General features: G+C 49.0%; 20 protein-coding genes and 1 other RNA gene. 6 read left to right on the forward strand and 15 right to left on the reverse strand.

Annotated features, from left to right (window positions below):
* Positions 1-7: 7 nt before the first annotated feature.
* Both alaS and JMW05_RS10690 read right to left on the reverse strand, forming a co-directional pair.
* Positions 8-2683, reverse strand: coding sequence for an alanine--tRNA ligase (gene alaS / locus JMW05_RS10685; RefSeq protein WP_201505232.1), 2676 nt, complete (start codon positions 2681-2683; stop codon positions 8-10).
* Positions 2684-2934: 251 nt separating this feature from the next.
* Complete coding sequence (locus JMW05_RS10690) at positions 2935-4803, reverse strand: DUF389 domain-containing protein (RefSeq protein WP_201505233.1); 1869 nt, start codon at positions 4801-4803, stop codon at positions 2935-2937.
* A gap of 316 nt (positions 4804-5119) precedes the next feature.
* Between JMW05_RS10690 and JMW05_RS10695 the strand changes: the two genes are divergently transcribed.
* On the forward strand, positions 5120-5332 hold the full coding sequence (locus JMW05_RS10695; RefSeq protein WP_201505234.1) for a hypothetical protein: 213 nt from the start codon (positions 5120-5122) through the stop codon (positions 5330-5332).
* 191 nt (positions 5333-5523) lie between these two features.
* On the opposite strand, the gene JMW05_RS10700 is transcribed toward JMW05_RS10695, so the two are convergent.
* Positions 5524-6900: a L,D-transpeptidase family protein gene (locus tag JMW05_RS10700; RefSeq protein ID WP_201505235.1), complete on the reverse strand. Its 1377-nt coding sequence runs from the start codon at positions 6898-6900 to the stop codon at positions 5524-5526.
* A gap of 382 nt (positions 6901-7282) precedes the next feature.
* Here JMW05_RS10700 and prmB point away from each other — a divergent pair, with 382 nt between their 5' ends.
* Both prmB and aroC read left to right on the forward strand, forming a co-directional pair.
* Entirely contained in the window at positions 7283-8431 is a 1149-nt protein-coding gene (gene prmB / locus JMW05_RS10705) for a 50S ribosomal protein L3 N(5)-glutamine methyltransferase (protein ID WP_201505236.1), read from the forward strand.
* Positions 8432-8555: 124 nt separating this feature from the next.
* Positions 8556-9656: a chorismate synthase gene (aroC, locus tag JMW05_RS10710; RefSeq protein ID WP_201505237.1), complete on the forward strand. Its 1101-nt coding sequence runs from the start codon at positions 8556-8558 to the stop codon at positions 9654-9656.
* A gap of 103 nt (positions 9657-9759) precedes the next feature.
* On the opposite strand, the gene JMW05_RS10715 is transcribed toward aroC, so the two are convergent.
* From JMW05_RS10715 to JMW05_RS10725, 3 genes are all read right to left on the reverse strand, one after another.
* A complete protein-coding gene (locus JMW05_RS10715) occupies positions 9760-9948 on the reverse strand; it encodes a hypothetical protein (RefSeq protein ID WP_201505238.1) in 189 nt (62 codons plus the stop codon).
* A 121-nt stretch (positions 9949-10069) separates the two neighbouring features.
* Positions 10070-11743 carry a two-component system sensor histidine kinase CreC gene (creC, locus tag JMW05_RS10720; protein ID WP_201505239.1) on the reverse strand — a complete coding sequence of 558 codons (1674 nt, stop codon included), beginning with the start codon at positions 11741-11743 and terminating at the stop codon, positions 10070-10072.
* A 39-nt stretch (positions 11744-11782) separates the two neighbouring features.
* Positions 11783-12556 carry a response regulator gene (locus tag JMW05_RS10725; RefSeq protein ID WP_201505240.1) on the reverse strand — a complete coding sequence of 258 codons (774 nt, stop codon included), beginning with the start codon at positions 12554-12556 and terminating at the stop codon, positions 11783-11785.
* Between the two features lie 225 nt (positions 12557-12781).
* Here JMW05_RS10725 and JMW05_RS10730 point away from each other — a divergent pair, with 225 nt between their 5' ends.
* The gene (locus tag JMW05_RS10730; RefSeq protein ID WP_201505241.1) at positions 12782-13453 is read left to right on the forward strand and encodes an alpha/beta hydrolase; all 672 of its coding nucleotides are present in this window, start codon (positions 12782-12784) and stop codon (positions 13451-13453) included.
* Between the two features lie 120 nt (positions 13454-13573).
* On the opposite strand, the gene JMW05_RS10735 is transcribed toward JMW05_RS10730, so the two are convergent.
* The 8 genes from JMW05_RS10735 to ppsA all read right to left on the reverse strand — a co-directional run bounded on the left by JMW05_RS10735 (position 13574) and on the right by ppsA (position 20959).
* Positions 13574-14332: a hypothetical protein gene (locus tag JMW05_RS10735; RefSeq protein ID WP_201505242.1), complete on the reverse strand. Its 759-nt coding sequence runs from the start codon at positions 14330-14332 to the stop codon at positions 13574-13576.
* Between the two features lie 362 nt (positions 14333-14694).
* On the reverse strand, positions 14695-15378 hold the full coding sequence (locus tag JMW05_RS10740) for a DUF421 domain-containing protein (RefSeq protein ID WP_201505243.1): 684 nt from the start codon (positions 15376-15378) through the stop codon (positions 14695-14697).
* 214 nt (positions 15379-15592) lie between these two features.
* Positions 15593-15951: a transfer-messenger RNA gene (gene ssrA, locus JMW05_RS10745) on the reverse strand.
* A gap of 181 nt (positions 15952-16132) precedes the next feature.
* Positions 16133-16630 (reverse strand): 50S ribosomal protein L9, encoded by a 498-nt coding sequence (rplI, locus tag JMW05_RS10750; RefSeq protein WP_201505244.1) that lies wholly within the window; start codon positions 16628-16630, stop codon positions 16133-16135.
* Between the two features lie 24 nt (positions 16631-16654).
* Positions 16655-16882: a 30S ribosomal protein S18 gene (rpsR, locus tag JMW05_RS10755; RefSeq protein WP_068404827.1), complete on the reverse strand. Its 228-nt coding sequence runs from the start codon at positions 16880-16882 to the stop codon at positions 16655-16657.
* 16 nt (positions 16883-16898) lie between these two features.
* Positions 16899-17285, reverse strand: coding sequence for a 30S ribosomal protein S6 (gene rpsF, locus JMW05_RS10760; protein WP_199508350.1), 387 nt, complete (start codon positions 17283-17285; stop codon positions 16899-16901).
* A 263-nt stretch (positions 17286-17548) separates the two neighbouring features.
* Positions 17549-18475 carry an RDD family protein gene (locus tag JMW05_RS10765; protein ID WP_227691514.1) on the reverse strand — a complete coding sequence of 309 codons (927 nt, stop codon included), beginning with the start codon at positions 18473-18475 and terminating at the stop codon, positions 17549-17551.
* Positions 18476-18574: 99 nt separating this feature from the next.
* Positions 18575-20959: a phosphoenolpyruvate synthase gene (gene ppsA / locus JMW05_RS10770; RefSeq protein WP_201505245.1), complete on the reverse strand. Its 2385-nt coding sequence runs from the start codon at positions 20957-20959 to the stop codon at positions 18575-18577.
* A 627-nt stretch (positions 20960-21586) separates the two neighbouring features.
* On the opposite strand from ppsA, the gene ppsR reads away from it, so the two are divergent.
* Positions 21587-22483 carry a posphoenolpyruvate synthetase regulatory kinase/phosphorylase PpsR gene (gene ppsR, locus JMW05_RS10775; protein ID WP_227691515.1) on the forward strand — a complete coding sequence of 299 codons (897 nt, stop codon included), beginning with the start codon at positions 21587-21589 and terminating at the stop codon, positions 22481-22483.
* Positions 22484-22899: 416 nt separating this feature from the next.
* The gene (gene sthA, locus JMW05_RS10780; protein ID WP_201505637.1) at positions 22900-24378 is read left to right on the forward strand and encodes a Si-specific NAD(P)(+) transhydrogenase; all 1479 of its coding nucleotides are present in this window, start codon (positions 22900-22902) and stop codon (positions 24376-24378) included.
* Positions 24379-24506: 128 nt separating this feature from the next.
* Here the strand turns inward: sthA and JMW05_RS10785 are convergent, their stop codons facing one another.
* On the reverse strand, positions 24507-25370 hold the full coding sequence (locus JMW05_RS10785; RefSeq protein ID WP_201505246.1) for a YihY/virulence factor BrkB family protein: 864 nt from the start codon (positions 25368-25370) through the stop codon (positions 24507-24509).
* Positions 25371-25561 lie beyond the last annotated feature (191 nt).

A 25561-nucleotide genomic window follows, 5' to 3' on the forward strand; every position in this document is an offset into this window, starting at 1 on the left:
TTGGGCGTTATTTTGCCAACTGCTCAGCCAACCACGCTGGTAGCGCTTGGATAACGCTCGCCGTATTTTCGGCTTTAGGCGCGCCGCCTTGCGCGTAGTCTGGCTTGCCGCCGCCTTTACCGCCAAGCTCACCTGCCAAATGACGAATGATGTCGCCTGCTTTGATGCGATTGGTCAACGATTTTGCCACGCTTGCTGCCAGTGCCAATTGCTCGTCTTTATCACCGACGAGTACAATCACGCTCTCAGGCAGTTTTGATTTGATATCGTCCATCAGGGTGCGAATCGATTTGCCATCGACGCCCGCTAGGATGCTGACCAACACAGGCACGCCTTCGATGGTTTGTACGTCATCAATCAGGCTTGCGGCTTGTGCGCTGGCGATTTTTTGTGACAAGCGCTCAAGCTGCTTTTCAAGCTCGCGCTGTTTGTCCGCCATAGTGCGTACGCGCTCGGCAACTTCTGGACGTTTGACTTTGAGCTGTCCTGCTAGGGTGCTGAGCTGGTTATCATTTTGCTGGATGTGTTTGATGGCGTTCATACCCGTCAAGGCTTCGATACGGCGCACGCCAGCGGCAATGCCAGACTCGCTGGTGATTTTAAAGACGCCGATATCACCTGTACGCTCGACGTGCAAGCCGCCGCACAGCTCGATAGAGAAGGGCACGGCTTTACCGTCAACCACACGCTCGGTGCCCATTTTTAAGACGCGGACGCTGTCGCCGTACTTTTCACCAAACAGTGCCATTGCGCCTTGTTCCATTGCTTCATCAATATTCATGTGCGCGGTGGTGGCAGGGACGTTGGCTTGGATTTGTTCATTGACCAAGCGCTCAATGGTAATCAGGTCTTTGTCCGCAATTGGCTGGTCGTATGAAAAGTCAAAACGCAACACGTCGCTGGTGACTTGTGAGCCTTTTTGCGTCACGCCATCGCCCAAGATTTGGCGTAAGGCAGCGTGCAATAGATGCGTTGCCGAGTGGTTTTTGGCGCTGGCAGTACGGATGGCTGAGTGTACATTGGCTTCAGCGTTTTGCTTGGGCTGAATCTCACCCATGGTGACCACGCCATAATGGATGATGGCTTGTCCTGATTTTTTGGTGTCTTGGACTTCAAACACGCCTGAGCTGCTGCGAATCTCGCCAAGCTCGCCCGCCTGTCCGCCGCCTTCGGCATAAAATGGTGTGCTGTCTAGGACGATGACGCCTTCCATACCTTCTGAGAGTGTGCTGACTTCTTGACCGTCTTGGTACAGCGCGGTGATGTTGACCGCATTGTCAGACAAAGAATCGTAGCCTGAAAAGTGCGTTGGCGTCTCGACTTGAATCACACTGCTGTAATCGACGTCGAACTTGCCTGCATCACGCGCACGCGCACGCTGCTCTTGCATGTGCTCATCAAACTCAGACTCATTGATGACGATGCCGCGCTCACGGGTGATGTCAGCGGTTAAGTCAATCGGAAAGCCATACGTATCATAGAGTTTAAACGCGGCAGCGCCTGATAGCGTGTCGCCTTCGCTCAGACCATCAAGCTCGGTGGCGAGCAGTTTTAGACCTTGTGCTAAGGTTTTGGCAAACTGGGTTTCTTCTTTTAAGATGGCGTTTTCAATGGTGGCTTGCTGCGCGACCAATTCAGGATAGGCATCGCCCATCTCGGTGATAAGCGGGGCAACCATCTTATAAAAGAAGGTATCCTCTGCGCCCAGTTTGTTGCCATGACGTACCGCACGGCGAATTACACGGCGCAGAACATAGCCGCGACCTTCGTTACTTGGCAACACACCATCGGCAATCAAGAAAGACACGGCGCGGATGTGGTCAGCGATGACTTTTAGCGAGGCTTGCTGGGTGTTTTCAATGCCCAAGATGTCCGCCGCCGCGTCCATCAGATTGACAAAGGTATCAATCTCATAGTTGCTGTGGACGCCCTGCATGATGGCGCTGATACGCTCAAGCCCCATGCCTGTATCGACGCTGGGTGCTGGCAGCGGCAATAGCGTGCCGTCTTTTTGGCGGTTAAACTGCATAAAGACGCAGTTCCAAATCTCAATATAGCGGTCGCCGTCTTCTTCAGGTGTGCCAGGCAAGCCGCCTTCAACGTCTGCGCCATGGTCATAAAACACTTCAGTGCAAGGACCGCAAGGACCGGTGTCGCCCATCGTCCAAAAGTTGTCTGACGCGTACGGCGCGCCTTTATTGTCACCGATACGGATGATGCGCTCGGCGGGCAAGCCAATGTCTTGATGCCAAATGTCAAAGGCTTCGTCATCGGTCTCATAGATGGTGACGTACAGGCGATCTTTGTCTAAGCCAAGCTGCTCAGGTGAGGTCAAAAATTCCCAAATATAAGCGATGCCTTGCTTTTTAAAATAATCACCAAATGAGAAGTTGCCCAGCATTTCAAAGAACGTATGATGACGCGCCGTATAGCCGACGTTATCCAAGTCATTGTGCTTGCCGCCTGCGCGGACGCATTTTTGCGCACTGACGGCACGCGTATAGTCACGCGGCTCCATGCCCAAAAAGGTCTCTTTAAACTGGTTCATGCCCGCATTGGTAAACAGCAATGTCGGGTCATTGTGCGGAATCAAGCTTGATGAAGGGACGGCGGTGTGCTGCTTACTGATAAAAAAATCTATAAAAGCTTGGCGAATATCGGCTGAGCGAAATGATTGGCTCACAGCGGCTCCTTACTGATGCTGGTGATGGGGCGTATCAGGCAGCAGACCATACAATAGGTGGGTCTGTTGCTGGCGGTATCGCGTGATACCGCGCCCTATGTTATGAATGAAATAGGAAGATAAAATAATTTTGCAAGCGATTTTAGCACAATCATATACCCCGTGTTGACTATTATGTATATGCCCAGTCGTTAGCAGCGCACCGCCCGCCGTGCTTTGCGTGCGTTTATAACAGTAAAAACGCCGTGTGGTCAGTTGGTGTTGCTCAATATCGCGGCGTCGGTTTCATCAAGCTTGTCATCACCACGCGGGTCGCTCTCAATCACTTGTACAGGCAGGTAGCGCAGTTGCAATTTGACAGGCAAGTATCCTGGGAATTTCTCGTTCATATTCTTCATAATCACCTGCTCAATCTCGCGCACATCGGTTGCACTCGGAATGGTTTCACCACGAATCACCGCACGGATGACCTGATGCCCGCCAACTTTGTCAAACTGAGTATTGGTCAAGACATTGCCTTGATTGTCAAAGTGCTGGTTGATGGCGTCTTTAACTTGGTTTTCAAAGGCTTGCTGATTGGCATTGCTTTTTAGGTTTAAGGTCAGATACACCCCAAGCCCAACGAGCAGCAACAAAGTCACGGCATTACGACGTAAAAAGGTGAGATACGTGCCCGATTTGTAATCGTCTTCGACCAAGCGGCGAAAGCCCAAAAACCACAGCACCATGGCATTGGTAAATTGAATGGCGATGATGTTGGTAATGGCGAGCAGCAGTGCGCCCGCGCCGAGCTGCATCTCGCCGTTTGCAAACAAGATACCACTGGCAGCGAGCGGCGGTACCAACGCCGTCGCTACGGCAACCCCAACGACCGCAACGGACAAATGCGGCGACACCATCGCGTATGCGCCTGCTGTGCCACCCGCAAGCGCAATCATCAAGTCCATCGAGGTGGGCTGAGTACGTGACAGAATCTCATTGGTTAATGGTTGCCCTTGATGCAGCAGTCCGACCACAAAGCCCACGACAATCACCAAAGAAATACCCGCAAGCACCGTCAATAGTGACTTACGCAGCAGCGGCATACGATAGTCAATCACCGCCAGTGCCGCCCCCGTAATGGGTCCGAGCATCATTGCCACCAGCATCGCACCGATGACCACCGCCGCCGAGTTGGTCACCAGACCATAACTGGCGATAATCGCGGATAGGGTATTCATCACGAAATACATTTTGCTCGGCAGCGCGTTGGCTTCGATACTGACGCGCACTTCGGGATAGTCGATTTTTTTATCACTAAACTGCTCGGCGACGAACTGCTTATAGGATTCGAGCTTGGCTTCTTTTTCTTCTTTAATGACCTCTTCTTCGCTCAGCCCTTCTTCGTTGGGCGCGTCTTCTTTTAACGCTGCCTCCGTGGGTGTGCGCTCGATTGCTGGCGTGTCCGTTTTGTTGGTAGCGGTTGGCGCAGCGTCACTGTCTGTATCACTCTCGACATCGTTGACGCTATCGCTCTCATTGCTGTTGTCTGTGCGCTCGAGCGCTGGCGTTTGCGCTTCTACTGCGGGTGTGTCCGTATCCGCGCTATCGTGATGCGCCGTCGTCTGTGTCATAGCCGTATCTTCTGCCGTCATTTTGGCAGTATCATCGGCTGTCGGCGTTGCTGTCTCATCAGCTGCCTTAGTAGCTGTATCTGCTGGCTTGGTATCCTCACGGGTACCATCAGCCTCACTCGCTTCATCTTCTGCGCTGGGCACTTCAGGCTCTTCCAAAGTAGCGATGACCACATCAGGGCTGGGTGAAGTGATGGTCACTTTTGGCTCTGGCGGCTGCGCACACTCTTGTCCGTCGCCCTCAGGGTCGCACGGCACATTGTCTGTACTATCTATGTCGTCTGAGTCGTCTGAGTTGGTATTTTCGTCTGTTTTTTCTGTAGCGGCTTTATCATCGACATTGCTGGCGGTGGTATCCCCATTTTGCGTAGAGGCATCGGTATCGTCCGCCGTGACTTCAACGACTTTGTCTGTGTCTTTGTTCGCGTCTTTGGACGTCTCTTCTTGCACATTGTTCTTGGTCGTGTTGGCTAAAGGGGCGGGCGTGTTGTCCGAAGATGCGCTCATGCAAAGGCTACCTATAGATGGGATAAAAGATATCTATTCTAATGATAAAGAAGCCTGATGCAAAAGCAATCTGGTTTTTTATGGTTAAAGGCGTGATGACCAAGAGGCAGGAGAGACAAAAGATGCGGAGTAGTGGTAAAGGTAAATAAGAATAATTTAAAACTTTTGTCGATTTGAAAACCCACTATATTATCATGGGTTTTGAAAAGAATCAGCCTTTTTTCATGTTCGGTAGCGTTTGTAGTAAATACTTACTAAAAGTAGGGATATGGCGGTATGATGACTATAAAACCACACCAGCGATAAGGATTAACTTATGAATTGGGCATTGTTTTCTGTTATATACGCTATGGCATCGACCGTAAGCATGGGGCTATGCTTGATTGCGGCTTTAGTGTTCGATTTTAATGGCACAGCGCACATTTTGATGGCGGTCGGCGTGGGGATTTTACTCGCCATTCCAGCGGCATTGACACTGACCAAAAAAATCAGTCGCATTACGGGTAAAGAAGAGGGCTACGGGCTGTGATAAATGCTGCAGTATGGATACAAGCTAGCGTATAACGGCGAGTGTTTGCGGGCAAGGGATTGCAAAGGCGGTATGTTAAGGAAAATATTTGGCGACAGTGCTTGGATAAGATCAAGACAAGCAAAAATATCAATAATAAAAAAAGCCCCGTCACTTGGTACGGGGCTTTTTTATAATGATAAGGTTCGCTGTTATTCTAGAACAACCGTCGCGCCATTTTCGATGTTGGCATAGACTTCGAGCACGTCCCAGTTGGTCAGACGGATACAGCCATGTGAGGCTTGGCGACTGATGCCTTCAGGTTTTGGCGAGCCGTGCAAGCCGTAAGAGGGTTTTGACAGTCCCATCCATACCACGCCGACAGGGTTGTTCGGTCCTGGTGGCAGCATGTAGACTTTTTTGCCGCCCGCTTCATCGACAGTGGCTTTGTACCATGGCATTTTGACTTTGTTGACGATTTTATAGGTGCCGTGTGGCGATGGGGTGGCGTCACTACCGACGGTGGTCGGATAAGTGGCGACCAGTTTGTCCCCGTTATAAGCGTACAAGGTTTTGTCCGCTTTGTTAGCGACCACGCGGTTGATGCGCTGGTTGAGCTGTCCGCGCGTGTTGACCACGGTGACGGTTTCGCCCGCTTGGTAGTTTTTGTTTTTGTTCAGCTTGTCTAAATAGCGCACGTCCATATGGAAGCGCTCACCGAGCATCTCTTTGATGTCTTGGTAATACAAGCCTTTTACTTTTGACTTGGCTTCTGAGGTAGCAGGAGTGGTGGCAAAGTTGGTATTGATGTCTTCTTCGGTCAAGGTATACGTGACCAAGACGGGTTTGTTTTTATTCACCCCTTTAACCAAAGCGTCCCACGTCTGCTGGTTCATTTTACCTGTGGGTTGTAAGCCTTTCATGTTTTGAAAGTTAATCAAGGCCTTTTTGCTGTTCATGCCCCAGCCGCCATCAATCGGACCTGGTGATGCATGGTTCCAGTCGAGCAGCGCTTGTAATTTAATGGTCATCGCTGAGTTGACTTTCATGTTCGGCGACCATGTGGCACTGTTGACCTGCTTGGCATAGTCTGAGAGGTTCAATGTGGTGTGGCGCTTGCCATCGGCATCTTCGATGCTTTTGATGGTCGGGTCATTGCTAAAGTCTTGTAGCTGCTCGCTCTCAGGCAGCTCAAAAGACAGTGGGTCGGCTGAAGTGCTGCGCATGGCTTGGCTTGGCGCACTGACGGCTTGACCTTCGTCAATGTCATCATTGCGGTCGGCTTGCTCATCTTTACGGGTCAGCTCTTCTGCGGTCATGTTGTCTGCGGCGACAGGAGCAGCAGCAGGCGCACGGCGGGCTTGGTTGCTTTGGTTTTCAATCAGTTGACCCATACGGTCGTTTGCCGAAGCTTGCGCGCTGGTCGTGGCATTCACGCGGTTGTTACGGCTTTCTTCAAGATTGATGCCCGATAGCGAACCGACGGTAAAGGCGTCGCTGTCACTTGGCGCTGCAATGGCTGGGCTGATGATGCCAGCGCTTAGGGCAGCGATAGATATGGCGGTGATAAGTGGCTTTTTTGTCATCATATATCAGTCACAGTTGATAGTTGCAATAACGCTATTATGCGTATTATTCAGGGTAGGCGCAAATATTTGCCGTGTGTTTTTGCGGGACAAACGGTAGAAGTGCGCTTTGGTGACGTATTGACTACAAAGGCGTAATGATTGGGTGAATATTTGACGCGCTTATTGCGCAAAGTCTGATGATAGAGATGCTTAAGTAAGGTAGTGCGTGCAATGCAGCCAGCTGCGCTAAAATGGATAAATCCGCGCGTATGCCCTTTAAAAAGCCGCGTAGAGATTGGCGCGCTTGGCGGTTTATGTCTATAATGCGCACATCATCTGATTATTTATGTTTTTATCTTTATGTGTGGGTCGCTGACCGCACACAGCCGACAAAAGGTGCGATATGCCAGAACATGAGACCATGAGCGCAGAGGCGTTTCAAGACCAATATTTCGATGCCGAAGAAGGCTTTGATGAGGGTCTGCTTGACGAAGATGCTGAGTTTTCGACGCTACGCGCTGAGCTCGAAGAAGCGCGTGAGCAGCTGTTTAGCATCCGTGACTTTATCCGCTTTGCGGTCACACAGCTGCGTCAGTACGATGTGGTGGTGGCGCAGGGAACGACCGATGAGTTTGCTGAAGCCGCCGCGATTGTGCTGCACAGCTTGTCATTGGATTGGTCGGCAGATGAGCAGGTCTTGGACTGCCGCTTGACGATGTCTGAAAAACAGGCGGTATTGGGTCTGCTAGAAGAGCGTATCGCTGAGCGCAAGCCGCTAAGCTATTTGATTAATCTGGCGTATTTCTGTGATTTGCCATTTTATGTTGATGAGCGCGTTTTGATTCCACGCTCACCGATTGCAGAGCTGATTCGTCAGCAGTTTTATCCGTATTTTGATGTCAATGAGTTTGCCAAGCCTATTGGCAAGGTGGCAGGCAAGTCTGTACCGAGCTTCTTTGAGCATGGTCTGGAGCTAAAACAGCTGTCGCAGCCTGAGCGTATCTTGGATTTGTGCACAGGTTCTGGCTGTATCGCTATTGCGCTTGCGACACGTTTTGTCGATGCGATGGTCGATGCTGCTGATATCGACAAAGGCGCATTGGAAGTGGCGGCGGTCAACGTTGAGCATCATGAGCTGAGTCATCAGGTCAATGTGATTGAGTCAGACCTATTCGCCAAAATCCCAGCCGAAAATCAGTATGAATTGATTGTCACCAATCCGCCATACGTCGATGCCGCTATTATGGCAGATTTGCCGCCTGAATTTTTGTATGAGCCTGAGCACGCGCTTGCCGCAGGTCAAGATGGCTTGACGCTCGTGCATCGTATTTTGCATGATGCGCCTGATTATCTCAGTCCTGAAGGCTTGCTGGTCTGTGAAGTGGGCGACAGTGAATGGGCGCTGTCGCAAGCGTATCCTGACATTCAGTTTGACTGGCTCAAATTCGCGCACGGCGGGCACGGCATTTTTGCCATTACTTATGATGAGCTGATGGCGCACCGTGAGCTGTTTGCACACCAAGTGGCACTGCTTGAGCAAAACGGCTTATAAACCAATGAAAAACGCTGTCGCTAAAGGGCTGGCAGCGTTTTTAGCGGTCTTTTTTTAAATGCGTGATTTGTATTTATATTCCAAAAATATTTTAACCTATTGATTCAAAGGGCTAGGGACGACTATGGCAGGCAATACTATTGGGCAGCTGTTTACGGTGACCACATGTGGCGAGTCACACGGCGCAGGATTGATGGCAATCGTCGATGGCGTGCCACCAGGCATGAGCTTGTGCGCAGAAGACTTGCAAACCGACTTAGACCGCCGCAAGCCTGGCACGTCAAAGTATGCGACCCAGCGCCGCGAAGATGATGTGGTGGAGATTATCTCAGGGGTGTTTGAGGGCAAGACCACAGGCACACCGATTGGGCTGTTGATTCGTAACACCAACCAAAAATCCAAAGACTATAGCGACATCAAAGACACCTTTCGTCCAGGACATGCCGACTATACCTATAGCATGAAATACGGCTTTCGCGACTATCGCGGCGGCGGTCGCTCGTCGGCGCGTGAAACTGCCATGCGTGTGGCAGCAGGGGCAATCGCCAAAAAATACCTGCTCGAGCGTCTGGGCGTCCAAGTGCGTGGTCACGTGACCCAAATTGGCAATGCCTATAGCCAAGTCACTGACCCAAACCAAATTGATTGGGACTTTGTGAATAGCAATCCGTTCTTTTGTGCAGACAAAGACGCGATTGGCGACTTTGAAGCCTTAATTGACAACTTGCGCCGTGAAGGCACCAGCTGCGGCGCCAAGCTCGATATCATTGCCAGCAGCGTACCTGTCGGTCTTGGCGAGCCTGTATTTGACCGCTTGGATGCGGACATTGCTCACGCCATGATGAGTATCAATGCGGTAAAAGGTGTGGAGATTGGTGATGGTATGGCGGTTGCAGGTCAGTTTGGACACACCAGCCGCGATGAGCTGACGCCAGAGGGATTTACTGCCAATCACGCAGGCGGTATCTTGGGCGGGATTTCTTCGGGGCAAGACATTTGCGTCAGTATCGCGCTTAAGCCAACCTCAAGCATCACCACAGCAGGCAAGAGCATCAATACGGACGGTCAAGCCATTGATATGTTGACCAAAGGGCGTCACGACCCTTGCGTCGGCGTGCGTGCGACACCGATTGCCGAAGCCATGCTGGCGATGGTTTTACTCGACCATTACTTGCGCCACCGCGCACAAAATGCCGATGTACAAGCGCCTGTTGCCGCCATTTAATAGCCGTTTTTTACCTATTAAATAAGTGCTAAAAACCATATAAAACGCCCAAAGACGTGCTACTTTGGGCGTTTTTTTATGCAAATGTGGTATAAAAATGTGCTTATAACGCGGGGCAGTGGTCTATTGCTATACAGTGCTGATGACGAAAGACAAGTAGCGTCTGCATACTCGGTATCAAGAGCCAATGACCAAAGTCGATGCTGTCAATCAAAGCATGGGCGAGGCGCTGCTGGCAGTGCTGGCGAGTCATACCGATAAAGCGCGGCGGTGTGGATGATAAAGCGTGCATGAGAATACCCTGTGTTGTCAAAACCTAACAACAAGATAGCTGCATCATGTCGAATAAGGGTGCAAAGGCTATGGAAAAAGGATGAATCGCGCTTCTTTGCTTATTTGGTGAGTAGGTCAGGCTACCTGCTTGGCGCGGCTATCGTCGGCAGCTGAATCTGTAGCGCCACGCCAGCGGGTGTCTGCGCCGTTGGGGTTGCGATATTGCGAATACTGACCGTACCGCCATGATGCTCAATGACTTGCTTGACCAGCGTTAAGCCAAGTCCCGTGCCTTTTTTGTGCCGACTCGCACGAGTGGCGCTGGTATTGTCCTCGAGCGTTTCCATGCTTTGCCGCGACAGGCTAAAGTAGCGATTGAATACTTTATCCAGCGCATAATCTGGCAGCGGCTTACCGTCGTTTATAATCTCAAGCGACAGCTGCTCTGCATCATTACGCAGCCGAATAACCACGCGTGTGGCGGCAAAATACAGCGCATTGTCCAGCACATTTTGTAGTGCTTGCACCAGCCAAAATCTGTCGGCGCAGATATACAGCGGTGTCTGCACATCAAGCAAATCCTGCAAGTGTAACCGTGCGTCATTTAACCACAGTTCCATCGGCTGTAAGTGGCTTTGATGCAGTTTGACGCTATTGTCCGTCAGCAGTTGATGGAGCAGTGCCAGCATCTCAATCGGTTGGCGACTGAGGCGAAAGCTCGGCTGCTCGACGGCAGCGAGGAGCAGCAACCTATCAATCAGCTGCTGCATCTTGATGGACTGTTCACCGATGGTTTGGCTTAGCATTTCGCGGTCTTCGGCGTCTAAAGCATCGTCTTCTAGCAGCTCACTACTGGCACGAATGGCGGTCAAAGGGCTTTTTAACTCATGGGTCAAGGTATGCACATAATCGGTGACGTAAGCACGGTTTTCTAGGCGATGCTTCATGCTCTCAATGGTATCGGTCAAGCTGTTCAGCTCGCGCCCCAGATAAAAATAGGGCTTTTGCGTGTCTTCTGCCAAGGCGCGCGTATACTGCGTCACCAAAGTGATGCTTTGCTTAAGCCACCATGCGACAAGCCCTGCCAGTATCAAAGCAGCGCCGCTCATAAACAGCGCGGTGACCAGCATGCGCTGGCGGGTCGCGCTCAGATAGGGCAGCACGCTGGCGACAGGCTTGCCCACACTGACCACGCCAATGATGGCGCCCGCGGGGTTGTGGATGGGCTGCGCCACGTACATCACCGCATCGTCGCTCTGAGGCGCTTGTACAGTGCTCCTCGCACCATATTCACCGCGTAAAGTCAGATATACATCGTTCCAGCGGCTATAATCCTCGGTTTCGTCATTGTTCGGCTGCGGCTGTGAGTCGTACACGACTTTGCCCGCCGCATCGGTCACATAAACACGAAAGCTTGCGGCAGAATCATCACTGACGATACCGTTGATGTTCTTTTGTGTGCCATAACGACGCTGTAAGGACGCATCCAGTTGCCTCTGATAATCGTCGTCATACAAGCGCTTGGACAATAATGGCTGCTGCAAGGTCGCAGCAAGTAGGGTGCTGGTATCGGCAAGCGTATCCTCAATCACCTGATGTGCAGTGGGCTTGATATAGCCAAACAATTGACTGAACGCCGCGATGCCGCACAAAAGCAAGACCAGCGCCACCGCGAGCCAAATGCGAAAAAAAATACTCAAATTCAATGGGCGCTTGGGCGTATTGTGTACAGCGGTCGTGCCAATAGGGTGCAATTTGGCGTACCAGTTTTTGGCACCTGCCAGGGCGGGTGATTCGGTCGGTGATTCAGGCATAAGGGCGGGTCTTATTTTTTAAAAGTATTCATATCAGCATCACGCAGGACACAAGCCATAGCCCAAGCCGCGATGGGTATAGATGACCTCAGTCGCGTCATCGACCTGTGCCAGCTGCTTACGGATGGATTTGACATGACTGTCGATGGTGCGGGCAAGACGGTGGTCAGGATAATCGCTGATGGCGCAAAGCAGTTGCTCACGGCTAAAGACCTGATTGGGTGCTTGCAATAGGGTCAGCAGGATTTTACGCTCAGTATTGCTAAGATCCAGTTTTTGCTGCTGCCACAGCAGTGAATAATTGAGCGGCTGATAATGCCAAGTGCCCGAGCGACAATGAAAGGTAAGGGCTTGTTCGCTCATTTGCAGCATGGCGCCATCATGAGGTGCTGCGGCGTCTGTCGTATTGACAGCGGCATGATGCAGCTGCTCGCGTCGCCAAATTGCCTTGATGCGCGCCACCAGCTCACGTGGACTAAAGGGCTTGGCGCAGTAGTCATCGCCGCCCATCTCCAGCCCTAAGATACGATCGACCTCTTCACTGCGCGCGGTCAAAAACACAATCGGCACGTCTTGCAAGCGTCCGATATCGGCGGTATGGCGGATTTTTTGGCACAGACTCAGACCGTCACCGTCAGGCAAACCCACATCTAAGATAATCGCCGATAGGTTCGCTGCCGCAGCCGTGCGTAAAAATTCCAGCACACTGCTGGCATTGTCCAGCCATGTCATCTGCCAGCCCTCACGCTTGCACGTGATGTTTAATGAAGTAGCAATCGCGGGGTCATCTTCGACCAATAAAATATGGTTCATGCGCAGCCCTGTATGCAGGTCAGATAAAATCAGGTAAAAAGTGATATTAATCCTAGCACAAAAGCACACTGCCCAAAGTCGCCGCCGTACAGATTTTGATGAAAAACGTATGAATCCGCCTGCCGACCCTCTGCGTCATCAAACGACAAATGATGTAGTATACTGGCGAGCGACGCACCCTAAGGTGCAACACGAGCAATATCAAAACACAACAAGGACACGAGTATGAGTGAGTATTTAGACTGCATCATTCGCGAACACAACCCGCAAAACGCCCCTATCAGCGCGGCAGTGATTTGGCTGCATGGACTCGGCGCCAGTGGTCACGACTTTGAACCCATCGTCCCGCAGCTGGGCTTAGATGGCACACGCGGGGTGCGCTTTATTTTTCCGAATGCGCCCAAGCGTCCTGTGACCGTCAACGGCGGCTATATCATGCCCGCATGGTATGACATCCTTGAGATGAGTATCGAGCGTAAAATCGATACCGACCAGATCATGCACTCTGCCGAGCAGATTGGCGCGCTGATTGAACGCGAGCTGGCAAATGGCATTGCGACGGACAAGATTGTCATCGCAGGCTTTTCGCAAGGCGGCGCAGTCGCTTACCAGACAGCGCTCAGCTACCCCAAGCGCTTGGCAGGCTTAATGGTACTATCGACCTATTTTGCTACCGACGCCACCATTGACTATAGTGCTGCCAATAGTGACCTGCCCATTCTTATTCAACATGGCACCCATGACCCTGTCGTCCCCGTACAGTTGGGCGAGCGTGCGTATACGTTGTTAAAAGACAAGCAGTATGCTGCCAACTATCTGACTTATCCAATGGCGCACCAAGTATGCATGGCACAAATCGAAGACATTGGGCAGTGGCTAAACCGCGTATTGGCTTAATAGCAAATGCTTTTTCTTACAAAACGTCTGGACATCCGTCGTTTGTTATACCTATAAAAAATCCCGCGTCTGCTGCATGGCACACGCGGGATTTTTTATCAGCTTGGTAGATTATGAATGTTAAGAACAGCCTTCAATCAAATAAATGGCTTCAGGAATGCCGATATCAATACTGTCGACTTCACCGACCAGTTTGTCTTTATCTGCTGCGCTCCAGCTGTCAGCAGCGATGGTGTTCTGACTCAGTTTTTGCCCATTTTTAATATGATACTCAACCTGAATGGGTAGGGTATCGGTATCATTGGTCATCTTAATATTGTCTGTCGTCAGTACGGAGCCGTCTTTGCTGGGATTTACGACCGTAAAATTCACATTGGCAATCAAATTATAATAATCGCCATTTTGTGCATAATGGTCGACCTCATAATCAAGCTGGCCATCATGCGTGGCCATCACTGAATCGACCGAATCACCCACACGAACGCCATTATAAAAGGGCGCATTGGGACCTTGGACATGAATCAGTGCCATTTTGCCATCGATGATTTGATACAGTACAGAAGCCCGTTTGCCAAACTCGGTGCTGTTATAAGTCAGTGTGTTATCGCTGAGGTAATAACAGCTTTCATCGCCTGTGTCAGGCTCTTTTGCGCCAAATTGTTCGCGTATCTCCGCAGTAATGTCCTGCCCAAAGCGCAGCGTCTTATAACCCGCTGGGCTCACGATTTGTGCATCGTACGCTTTTGGGGTATTGCTAGCGCTGGGTGCGCTCGGCATGCTGGTAGGCGGTGTGTTTTGGTCGCTTGCGTCCGTATCGAGGGGTGCTTCGGATACGGGCGCAGAGGCGTTGGCGGCTTCTGTAGGCGTCTCTGTGTTCATGCTGCCTTCTACATTTTCCGAATCATTCGGCGAATTGCACCCTGTCAAAAGTAGCAGACCGCCAAACATACAGCCTGCAAAAGTCACTGCGCGCGCTACCGCTGGTTTAGATATAGATGTGTGTCCTAACATGCTCGTGCTCCTAACCATAATTCATCAACAATCTCAGTCTAACGCTGAACAAAAGTAACGACAGTAGGATAATCAAGTATGTTGTGCAGCATTTTGTCTGTACTGCGTTACTGCCTAGCGGTACGATACATGTATAAATAAACAAGCTTATATTGTTTAACGATGTTTATGCAGTTAAGCACTTAACGCACTTAAGCCTTCTTTAGTGTTATTAAAATCCAGAGTTGTCGTTATCGGACGACCTTGGTATTGATGGCTTTTGCCCAGCCAATGCATTTGTCCTCGCAGCGATGACATTTTTGCTTATCGGTCACCACATGCTCAACCTGTCCGCAGTACATACAGGCATAATGACACTGTGGCTCAATCTCCTCAGCCGCTTGGTAGGCTTTTGGGAATATCGGTAAGCCGTAATGCACGTCATCATCGGCAAACATCAACAGGCTAAATGTGCCATCGGTCTCCAGCAGTCCCACCCGCACTTGACCTAAGTGCTCAATACCTTGTTGGCGCATCTCAGCAAAAAATTCATCATGTGACATTTTGCCCTTATCAATTTTATCGAGTACCAGCTTGCCGTTCTCGACGATGTAGAGCGAGCGCCCCTCGAGCAAATCCTCAATCGGCTGGTACTTCATCATCAGCCACGTGCAAAAGCGATACAGCACAATCACTAGGCTCATAATAAGCACGGCCTGAATGATGGGCAAATCCTCGGTAAACATCGGGTCGCCTGCAATTGAGCCAAGCGACAGAATAATGGTCAGCTCAAAGATAGACAGCTGGCGCACGCCGCGCTTGCCCGTAAAGCGCAAAAAGAGAATGATAAGTACGAACATCACCGTCACACGAATGGCAATCTCGACCATAAATGCCCATGTGGTGTCGTATAAAAAAATGTCGACCAGACTCATAAGTGCCGTGTTCCAAGATAATTGAGTAGGCAGAATATAATCGAAGCGGGGGGGGTATGACTAGGTGCTGTGTGTATAAATACGCGATGAGCGGCTAGAAAAGGAAGATGTATGATAAATGAATGAATGGATAGGCAATAAAGGCAAAAGAGATATCAACAACATTGCCAATAAAAAAAGCCAGCCACCTAAGTGACTGACTTTTTCAAATATTTGGTGGAGATGGCGGGAGTTGAACCCGCGTCCGCCAATACTACACTCATGAATCTACATGTTTAGGGTCTGTCTTTGGCTTTAACCTGCACCGATCCGACAGTCAGGATGGATTGGGCGAGTCTCTAAGTTTGAACCCAAGCGGTTGAGACAACCACTTGTGGCGAACCTATATGCGTGCGCTTCAACTTAATTAACCAACTATAGGCAATCAGCAATTAAGTAAGCAGAGTTTAAGCTGCTAGAGCGTAAGTTTCGTCGTTTGCGACTATTACATTATATACTTGATTAACGAGAGGGCATACTCTCTCGACATGCATCATTGAGTTTCGTTACCAGCGTCGAAGCCAGAACATCCCCAATAGAACGGTGTATTATATCGACCAAGTGCCCATCTGGCAAGCCATTGCTGCGCCGCTTTACATTTAATAACAGTGGTTATCGATCAAAGATTTACCTATACCATCCTCTCATAAAACACGGCACAAAAAAAAGAACCTGCATAATGCAGGCTCTTTTTTTGCGATTAAACCATCAGAGATTATTCTTCTGAATCGTCTTCTTCGCTTTCTTCTGCAAAGCTGTTGTCGCCATCTTCAGACAAGATAGTAACAAGGATGCTAGCAGTTACGTCGTGGTGTAGTTGAATATCAACATTGTATTCGCCCACTTGACGTAGTGCGCCTTCAGGCAGCTTCACTTCAGAACGGTCAACTTCTAGACCAGAGCTGGTTAGTGCTTCAGCGATATCGCGAGTACCGATAGAGCCGAATAGCTTGCCTTCGTCGCCAGATTTCGCGCGCATGATGACGTTTACGTCAGTCAATGCGTCAGCACGAGTCTGTGCAGCGCTTAGCTCAGCGGCTTCTTCTGCTTCAAGTTCAGCACGACGTGCTTCGAACTTTTCGATGTTAGCAGCAGTAGCTGGCAATGCTTTGCCTTGTGGGATTAGAAAGTTACGTCCGTAACCTGGTTTTACATCGACAGTTTCACCGAGCTTACCAAGGTTGACGATACGCTGTAACAAAATAACTTGCATGAGTCACTCCTAGATAAACGTCAATTACTGATGGTTGTCAGTATACGGTAGTAGCGCAAGGTAACGAGCTTGTTTGATAGCTGTTGCCAACTGGCGCTGATATTTGGTAGAAGTACCAGTAATACGGCTTGGTACGATTTTGCCATTGTCACTGATGTACTGTTTTAGCAATTCAACATCTTTATAGTCGATGTGAGTGATGCCTTCAGCAGTGAAACGGCAGAATTTGCGACGGCGATAAAAACGTGCCATGAGTATTCTCCTTTAATTAGTCTTCACTGTTGTCGTCATTGTCGTTGTCAGAACGACGGTTAGCTTTGCGTGCGCGTTTTTCATCGGCATTCTTAGCTAATTGAGACTCTTCAGTGATTGCCTCATCACGGCGGATAACTAGGCTACGAATGATCGCGTCATTGTAACGGAATAGTTCTTCAAGCTCTGCAAGCGTTTCGCCATCAGTTTCGATGTTGAATAGGACGTAATGAGCTTTGTGGATCTTGTTGATTGGGTAAGCCAACTGACGACGACCCCAGTCTTCTAGACGGTGGATAGTGCCGTTGTTGTCTTGAACCAATTTGATGTAGCGTTCAACCATGCCGACCACTTGGTCGCTTTGGTCTGGGTGTACGATTAACACCACTTCATAATGTCGCATAATAGACTCCTTGCGGATTAGTCAGCTATCAACCCTATGTTGATAGCAAGGAGATTTATAAGATAAACCCAATCTAAAGTTAGATAAGCTTAGTTTATAAAGCGCCGTATTATAGCAATAATTGCCAAGAAGTACAAAGTTAAATTATGCCTCTTCGCAGTTTGCTATCAAAATAAACCACCAAAAACGATGGCAATAAAAAAAAGCAGCGCCAAAGCACTGCTTTTTGACGAACCGAGCACAGCTTGGTACTCAGTTAACGATTAAATATCAGAAGGCTTTTGTAATTGACGGCTGTCAGCCTTAACCACCATAGTGTGCGCCAAGCGGTCATGAATACCGATATTCTTGTCATCTTTGCTGGCTAAGAAGTAATGCATGGCAATCACAGCAAAACCTAAAAAGCTGGTGAACGAGAACAAGATATTGTACAGCAAAAACAGCACAATGGTACGCATGATGACGCGCTTTGCAAAAGAAGGCAGGCGATGGGTGGTTTGATCCACCACGCGGATACCGGTAATCAATTTGCCCAGTGACTGCCCGCGCAAGGTGATGAACAGCAACTGAATGCCCAGCAGACCAAATACCATGGCCTGTGACATCATCAATGTGCCTTGCGGTATGCTCTCAATTAAGCTGAGCGAATACTGATAGGCGGCATCAAGGTTTTGGACGTTTTGAAATTTGCTGTAATCTATGTCGAGCTTGGTCAACGCCATAATAAGCGGCAAGATAGACAGCAAGTACAATAAGCCGTTGAGGGCAGTGGCCAGTATCCGAGACATGATGGGCGCGAGTATCACATCGCCGACAACCGTATCTTTTTCTGTTGCGGTTGCAGGTTTTGCTTTATTGAGCGATACAGAGTTGGGCTTTGAGGTGTTCGAGCTGCTGTTTTGGCTGCTTTCAGGTTTGCCATACAGTCTGTCTACCGAGGGATTACTGGTGGTGCCAGTATTGCTGGTTGGGTGCGTCGGCTGGACGGTCGGCGGTGTGGTGGGCGCATTATGTGCAGGCTGATAAAACGCCTGATTGCCCGTAACGTCACCAACACGTTGCCACGCAGAAAACCCTTCATGCCACATCAAATCATCAAGCTTTACCTCACCTGATGCGAGCATGATATTGAGCTGATCCAGTGTGTATGGACCCGCTTGTACATTGTTTCGAGCAAGAAAAATTTGCATAAAGGCCTACATGTTCAGTCATATCTTAGGTCATTAAATGGGGTCTGTTTGTTAAGAAACAAGACAGACCCCAATACCAAAGTGGCTTACTTATATGGCTTATTTTTCGCCGTCACCAGCCAAGAAGAACCAAGTATCAAGTACAGAGTCAGGGTTTAGTGACACTGAAGTGATGCCTTGCTCCATGAGCCAGTATGCCAAATCTGGGTGATCAGAAGGACCTTGACCACAGATACCAATGTATTTGCCTTGCTTGCGGCAAGCAGCAATCGCCATTGATAGCAGTTTCTTAACCGCAGGATCACGCTCGTCAAACAGATGCGAGATGATGCCTGAGTCGCGGTCTAGACCTAGGGTCAGCTGCGTCAAATCGTTTGAGCCGATTGAGTAGCCATCGAAGTACTCTAGGAAGTCTTCTGCCAATAGGGCGTTGGTTGGTAGCTCGCACATCATGATGATGCGCAGACCGTTTTCGCCACGTTTTAGACCATTTTTCTCAAGCAGTTCGATTACTTGACGGGCTTCGTCAGTGGTACGAACGAATGGAATCATAATCTCAACGTTGGTCAGACCCATCTCGTCACGAACGCGTTTTAAAGCTTTACACTCAAGCTCAAAGCAATCGCGGAAGTTTTCTGACACATAGCGGCTCGCACCACGGAAGCCCAACATTGGGTTTTCTTCTGATGGCTCGTACAATTTGCCGCCCAATAGGTTGGCGTATTCGTTTGACTTAAAGTCAGACATACGAACGATAACTGGCTGATCCATAAAGGCAACCGCTAGAGTTGAGATGCCTTCGACCAATTTGTCAACATAGAAGTCTACTGGTGAGGCGTAGCCTGCGATACGCTCACTGATGGCTTGTGACACTTCACGGGGTAGGCTATTCATGTTGAGTAGTGCTTTTGGATGCACACCAATCATACGGTTGATGATGAACTCAAGACGCGCAAGACCAACACCTTGGTTTGGCATTTGCGTGAATGAGAAAGCGCGGTCAGGGTTACCGACGTTCATCATGATTTTGAACGCAAGATCTGGCATAGACTCGATAGAGTTGGTCTGTACTTCAAAGTCGAGCTGGCTCTCATAAATAAAGCCTGTATCGCCTTCGGCACAAGATACGGTTACGTCTTGACCGTCGCTGAGCAGTTCGGTGGCGTTACCACAGCCAACGATAGCAGGAACGCCAAGTTCACGTGCGATAATCGCTGCGTGACAAGTACGGCCACCACGGTTGGTGATGATGGCAGAAGCGCGCTTCATTACTGGTTCCCAATCTGGGTCAGTCATGTCTGATACCAGTACGTCGCCTTCTTGTACTTTGTCCATCTCGTTTAGGTTGCTCACGATACGTACTTTACCTGCGCCGATACGCTGACCGATTGAACGACCTTCGCATAGAATCTTAGCGTTGCTGGTGTCGATGACGTAGCGTTCCATGATGTTGCTGTCTTGACGGCTTTTTACAGTCTCAGGACGTGCTTGAACGATGAAAATCTCGCCAGTATCGCCGTCTTTTGCCCACTCGATGTCCATCGCGTGACCATAGTGCTTTTCGATGGTCATGGCTTGTTTGGCAAGTTCAGTCAGCTCTTCAGTCGATAGTGAGAACTGCATGCGGTCTTGCTTATCAACATCAACGGTTTTGACTGATTTGGCAGTGCTGCCTTCATCGCCATAGACCATTTTCTTATGCTTACTGCCTAGGTTACGACGGATAACCGCAGGTTTGTTGTCGCTAATCAGCTTTTTAGATAGGTAGAACTCATCAGGGTTCACCGCGCCTTGTACGACCATCTCGCCTAGACCGTAGCTTGAGGTGATAAATACCACTTGGTCAAATCCACTTTCGGTGTCTAGCGTGAACATAACGCCCGCTGCGCCAGTTTCTGAGCGAACCATACGCTGAATACCCGCTGATAGGGCAACGCCTGCGTGCTCAAAACCTTTGTGGACACGATAAGAGATAGCGCGATCGTTGTATAAAGAAGAAAAGACTTCTTTAATCGCGATCAATACGTTGTCGATACCACGGATGTTTAGGTAAGTTTCTTGCTGACCTGCAAATGAGGCGTCTGGCAAATCTTCAGCAGTCGCTGATGAACGTACCGCAACCGCGATGTCTTCGCCACCACTCATTTCTTCAAAGGCTTGACGAACTTCTTGTTCCAAATCTTTTGGCAACTCTTGGTCGATAATCCACTGACGGATTTTCTTACCTGTCGCTGTCAAGGCATTAACATCATCAACGTCTAAAGCTTTAAGCTCGCTGTTAATCTTGTCAAGCAGACCCGTTTCGGTCAAAAAGCGGTTAAACGCTTCAGCTGTGGTTGCAAAACCACCAGGAACGCTTACGCCCAAATCTGACAGATGGCTGATCATTTCACCCAGTGAGGCGTTTTTGCCGCCAACTCTGTCAATATCATTTTTTCCTAGCTTATCAAGATTGATTACAAGTGCTGTAGATTGCGCTGTCATGATAACTCCGAAAAATAAGGTTATTTAGTAAGGATTATAACGCCAGATTATACCGTTATAATCAGACAATTTCGAGTAGTGAAACAAAAAACTTTTGAAAAAAAGCCATTTTTTTCGTGTTTTTTGCATCCGCCAAAGATTTGCACACAAAAAGTGCATCCAAGCAGGCACTTGTGACAGTGACTACTAAAGCAAGAAAATCGCATATTGGCTATCTATCAAACACCAAAAAAGACTAGCATGAGTCTATGCAGCCTCTATGAACTGGATGTATGCTAAATGTATGTCCTAAGCAGGCACAGCAAGGTTGCTGCAAGCTATTTGTCAGACAAACATTGATTTCTATTCATTATCCAATATGCGTATAATGTCAAATCATGAGCACAGCATAAGCCTGATGGCAGATACCCGATGGCGCGCGCCAACAGAGGTAGTACGTAGGGTAGCCAGAGTATAGACTTGTGACCGTGCGGGGTGATGTTATGCATGATTAAAATAAGTACTAATATACATGATATAGGCATCACTGACGGGACGTGTCATGGCGCGGTTACTTTTTATGGCGCTCCCAATCACCCTTTTATCTTTTATTCTTATACCCTTTACACTTATATATAGTAGGTTTTTATGTACACCAACAGCTTATCAGGGCAAGACAAACCCACCATCCAAAATCGTCACGCCCTCAGCCTAGACAATTCACAAGCCATCAGAAGTGCGTTTTTTATCTCAGACGGCACGGCGATTACCGCAGAGACGCTTGGGCGCTCGATTTTGAGTCAGTTCGCCTCTGTGCCTTTTGAGACGCACGTCTTACCATATGTCGATACGCTAGAGCGCGCACAAGATGCGGTGGAGCAAATCAATATGGCCTATCAGCGCGACGGTCTGTTGCCCTTGGTCTTTGATACCATCGTCAGCCCTGAGATTCGCGAAAAAATCAATTCAGCGGACAGCTGTAACTTGGATATGTATGAAGGCTTGATTGGGCGTATCGCTGAAGAGACCGGTATCGAGCCTGACGGGCATTCAGGACACGCGCATGACCATGTCGATTCTGAGACGTACAAAGCCCGTATCGATGCGGTGCATTTTGCGCTCGATAATGACGATGGCGCACGCACACGTCACTATAGTATGGCGGACATTATCTTGATTGGTGTATCGCGCTCAGGCAAAACCCCAACCTCCCTGTACTTGGCATTGCAGTTCGGTATTCGCGCGGCGAACTATCCTTTGACCGAAGACGACTTGTACGACAACCAGCTACCAAAAGCGCTGCGTGAGCATAAAGACAAGTTGTTCGGTCTGATGATTGACACCGACCGCTTGGTACGTATCCGTAACGAGCGCCGTGCAGGCAGCCGTTATTCCAGCTATCAGCAGTGCCAACAAGAGCAGCGCGCGATTCAGGGCATTTATATCTCGCAAGGCATTCCGAACCTCAACGTCTCAGAAATGTCAGTGGAAGAGATTGCAACACGCATACTACAGATGACGGGATTAAAACGTCGTATCGGCTGATAAAGTAACCACAATTGCGCGGGGATGCTGCGCACACAATGAATAAATGAGCGGGCGTGCATGTTTGGATGGCAATAGTCTGTATTACATAAATAAATGCTATCTATTTATTTATAAGAATACAGGTATGTACAATGTACCCTGATGTCGAGCAGGATATCGACACAGGAACGTGCCGAGCACGCACCGACGATTGACGTACAGACAACTTTACTTGATGTACACAGAGCTAATAAGAGGACACGATGGCTAACAAACGTAAAGGCGACACCACCAACGATACGGGTATGGACACCAAAACAGAAGTATCAAACAAGGACAGCGGTAGCGCACCGAACACCGCCCCAAACGACACCCAAGACAAAAGCACGCAAGAAAAAATAGAACAAACGCATGAACAAGTCACGGATGACATCATGCACCATCCTGCCTTAGTCAGCCCGCTCGATGACAAACGCATCGAAATCAAATCCAACCTCACTCGTGACTCACAACGCCTAAAAGCGGATGACCACCCTTACGAATATGACGTTGTCGTTTTGGGCGCAGGTCCTGCGGGCGAAGCGGCGGCTATGAAACTGTCAAAATCTGGCAAAAAAGTCGCGGTCATCGACCCGCGTGAGCAAGTCGGCGGTAACTGCACGCACGTGGGTACGATTCCGAGTAAAGCGCTGCGCCAATCGGTATTTAACCTGATTAACTATCGCCGTGACCCGATGTTCACGCAAGCGATGGACTATCACCAAGTCCCCTTGAACAAAGTGCTGGCAAACGCGCGCCATGTGATTCGCCGTCAGGTCAACACCCATACGCGTTTTTATGAGCGCAATCAGGTCGAAGTTATCCACGGCTGGGCAAGTTTTGTGGACGCGCACACCTTGCGTATTGAGCTGGATGACAACGTCTTTGAAGAGCTGACCTTTAATAAAGCCATCATTACCGTCGGTAGCCGTCCATATCGCCCTGAAATTCTTGACTTTGACCACCCACGCGTGTTTGATTCCGATAAAATCTTGCAAATGGATTATGCGGTCAAAAAAATCATCATCTATGGCGCAGGCGTGATTGGCTGTGAGTACGCTTCTATCTTTACGGGTCTTGGCTACAAGGTCGATTTGATTAACAACAAAGACCAGCTGCTCAGCTACCTAGACAGTGAAATCAGTGATGCCATCGCCCATGACTTTAGACAGTTTGGGGTGTTAATCCGTAGTAATGAAGAGATTGACCATCTTGAAACCCACGATGACTACGTGATTTTGCACTTAAAAAGTGGCAAAAAAATCAAATCTGATGCCATTCTGTGGTCAAATGGTCGCTCGGGCAATACCGAAGGGTTGAACCTAGAAGCCGTTGGTCTAAAAGCCAACAGCCGTGGTCAGCTCAAAGTAGACGACACCTACCGTACGGACGTTGAGCACATTTATGCGGCAGGGGACGTGATTGGCTGGCCATCATTGGCATCTGCTGCCTATGACCAAGGACGCTGTGCAGCGGCATTCATGGTCGGCGACCGCGATGCTGAGCCTGTCTCTAGCGTACCGACAGGTATCTACACCATCCCTGAAATCTCGAGCATCGGTAAAACTGAGCAAGAGCTGACCGATGAGCAAGTGCCTTATGAAGTGGGACAAGCCTTCTTTAAACACTTGGCGCGCGCGCAAATCATCGGCGAGCGTAGTGGTGTCTTAAAGATTCTATTCCATCGTGAGACGCTAGAGATTCTTGGTATTCATTGCTATGGCAATCACGCCTCCGAGATTATTCATATCGGTCAGGTGGTCATGAAGTGCAACAATACCCTAGAGTATTTTGTAAACACCACCTTTAATTATCCGACGATGGCAGAAGCCTACCGCGTGGCAGCGCTCAATGGTCTGAACCGTATTTTTTAAACGGTCAATTATGCCACCTAAAAAAGCGGCAGATAATAAGCAGAATAACGTAAAAAAGCGCCTATGTTGATGGGCGCTTTTTTTTGTGAGACATACAATGATAGGTCGGTGATTATTAAGGCATGCGCCTAATACACGCGAACGGCTTGCGGCTTGGCTTTTTCGAGACCTTGGGAATTGAATATCGCACCAAAAGCAATGATGAACGCGGAGTAATATAGCCACAACATAATGACCACCGCTGCTGAAAGCGCTCCGAATTCAGCGCTATAGTTATTGAAGTTTTGTACGTATATCGAAAACAGCACAGACAACACAATCCAAAGCACACTCGCTAAAATCGTTCCGGGTATCAGTTTTTTGAGCGCGATGGGCTTGCGGTTGGGTGACAAGCGGTATAAGCCCAAAAAGCTTGCGAAGATGATGGCTGCCAGTACAGGCCATCGGCTCCATAGGGCGATGGTTTCGCCTATTTTTGGAAAAGGGAAAAAGCTGGCAGCGACGGGTATGATAGCGATAGAAGAAATGGCAATAATCAAGACGATGACCGCACCAAAGGTCAAGACAAGCGCACGCAGTTTGCCTGAGATAAAGCCGCGTTCTTTATTGATATGAAAGGCAAGATTAATTAGGGTCATCAAAGATTTCATGCCCTTAGAGCCAGCATAGAGTGCCAGTAGGCTCGATACAATCAGGCTAAGCGTCAATGTGGATTTGGTATTAGAAGCCAGCTCACTTAATCGTGAGTTGAGTACCTCATACACCGTTTCGGGTATAAAAGCACGCAGTAGGGCAACCTGCTCTTGCATTTCAGCAGGTGAAAACACCAGACCATAAATCAGTACAAACACTGCCATGGCTGGAAAAATAGATAAAAAACCAAAAAAGCCAACGCTTGCGCAATGGGCCCAAATGTTAGAGGTATTGGCAATACGCCACGTTTCTAGTAAAGGCTTTAATAAACGTGTCGGTTTGGAAATTATTGTTTTCATAAAACAGTTATTCATTATAGGGTTGGTAGTATTATGATGAGGGTAGTGCCACAATCTTTATCGGAAGCTAACAGCGAATCTTACAAGGCTTATATCAATTATCGTTCGCAATTTATCACATCAAATGACTGAATATTGAAGGGTTCTCGAACCAAAAGGTATTCAATTAAAATGCAAAGACCGTAGCATTG

This window comes from Psychrobacter aestuarii (assembly GCF_904846035.1).
GTDB lineage: Bacteria > Pseudomonadota > Gammaproteobacteria > Pseudomonadales > Moraxellaceae > Psychrobacter > Psychrobacter aestuarii.

What these genes read in the sequence shown, in the direction of transcription:
- JMW05_RS10690 (WP_201505233.1), bottom strand. Translation starts at nt 4,803, where the DNA reads ATGAGCGCATCTTCGGACAACACGCCCGCCCCTTTAGCCAACACGACC.
- JMW05_RS10695 (WP_201505234.1), top strand. Translation starts at nt 5,120, where the DNA reads ATGAATTGGGCATTGTTTTCTGTTATATACGCTATGGCATCGACCGTA.
- JMW05_RS10700 (WP_201505235.1), bottom strand. Translation starts at nt 6,900, where the DNA reads ATGATGACAAAAAAGCCACTTATCACCGCCATATCTATCGCTGCCCTA.
- prmB (WP_201505236.1), top strand. Translation starts at nt 7,283, where the DNA reads ATGCCAGAACATGAGACCATGAGCGCAGAGGCGTTTCAAGACCAATAT.
- aroC (WP_201505237.1), top strand. Translation starts at nt 8,556, where the DNA reads ATGGCAGGCAATACTATTGGGCAGCTGTTTACGGTGACCACATGTGGC.
- JMW05_RS10715 (WP_201505238.1), bottom strand. Translation starts at nt 9,948, where the DNA reads ATGCACGCTTTATCATCCACACCGCCGCGCTTTATCGGTATGACTCGC.
- creC (WP_201505239.1), bottom strand. Translation starts at nt 11,743, where the DNA reads ATGCCTGAATCACCGACCGAATCACCCGCCCTGGCAGGTGCCAAAAAC.
- JMW05_RS10725 (WP_201505240.1), bottom strand. Translation starts at nt 12,556, where the DNA reads ATGAACCATATTTTATTGGTCGAAGATGACCCCGCGATTGCTACTTCA.
- JMW05_RS10730 (WP_201505241.1), top strand. Translation starts at nt 12,782, where the DNA reads ATGAGTGAGTATTTAGACTGCATCATTCGCGAACACAACCCGCAAAAC.
- JMW05_RS10735 (WP_201505242.1), bottom strand. Translation starts at nt 14,332, where the DNA reads ATGAACACAGAGACGCCTACAGAAGCCGCCAACGCCTCTGCGCCCGTA.
- JMW05_RS10740 (WP_201505243.1), bottom strand. Translation starts at nt 15,378, where the DNA reads ATGAGTCTGGTCGACATTTTTTTATACGACACCACATGGGCATTTATG.
- rplI (WP_201505244.1), bottom strand. Translation starts at nt 16,630, where the DNA reads ATGCAAGTTATTTTGTTACAGCGTATCGTCAACCTTGGTAAGCTCGGT.
- rpsR (WP_068404827.1), bottom strand. Translation starts at nt 16,882, where the DNA reads ATGGCACGTTTTTATCGCCGTCGCAAATTCTGCCGTTTCACTGCTGAA.
- rpsF (WP_199508350.1), bottom strand. Translation starts at nt 17,285, where the DNA reads ATGCGACATTATGAAGTGGTGTTAATCGTACACCCAGACCAAAGCGAC.
- JMW05_RS10765 (WP_227691514.1), bottom strand. Translation starts at nt 18,475, where the DNA reads ATGCAAATTTTTCTTGCTCGAAACAATGTACAAGCGGGTCCATACACA.
- ppsA (WP_201505245.1), bottom strand. Translation starts at nt 20,959, where the DNA reads ATGACAGCGCAATCTACAGCACTTGTAATCAATCTTGATAAGCTAGGA.
- ppsR (WP_227691515.1), top strand. Translation starts at nt 21,587, where the DNA reads ATGTACACCAACAGCTTATCAGGGCAAGACAAACCCACCATCCAAAAT.
- sthA (WP_201505637.1), top strand. Translation starts at nt 22,900, where the DNA reads ATGCACCATCCTGCCTTAGTCAGCCCGCTCGATGACAAACGCATCGAA.
- JMW05_RS10785 (WP_201505246.1), bottom strand. Translation starts at nt 25,370, where the DNA reads ATGAAAACAATAATTTCCAAACCGACACGTTTATTAAAGCCTTTACTA.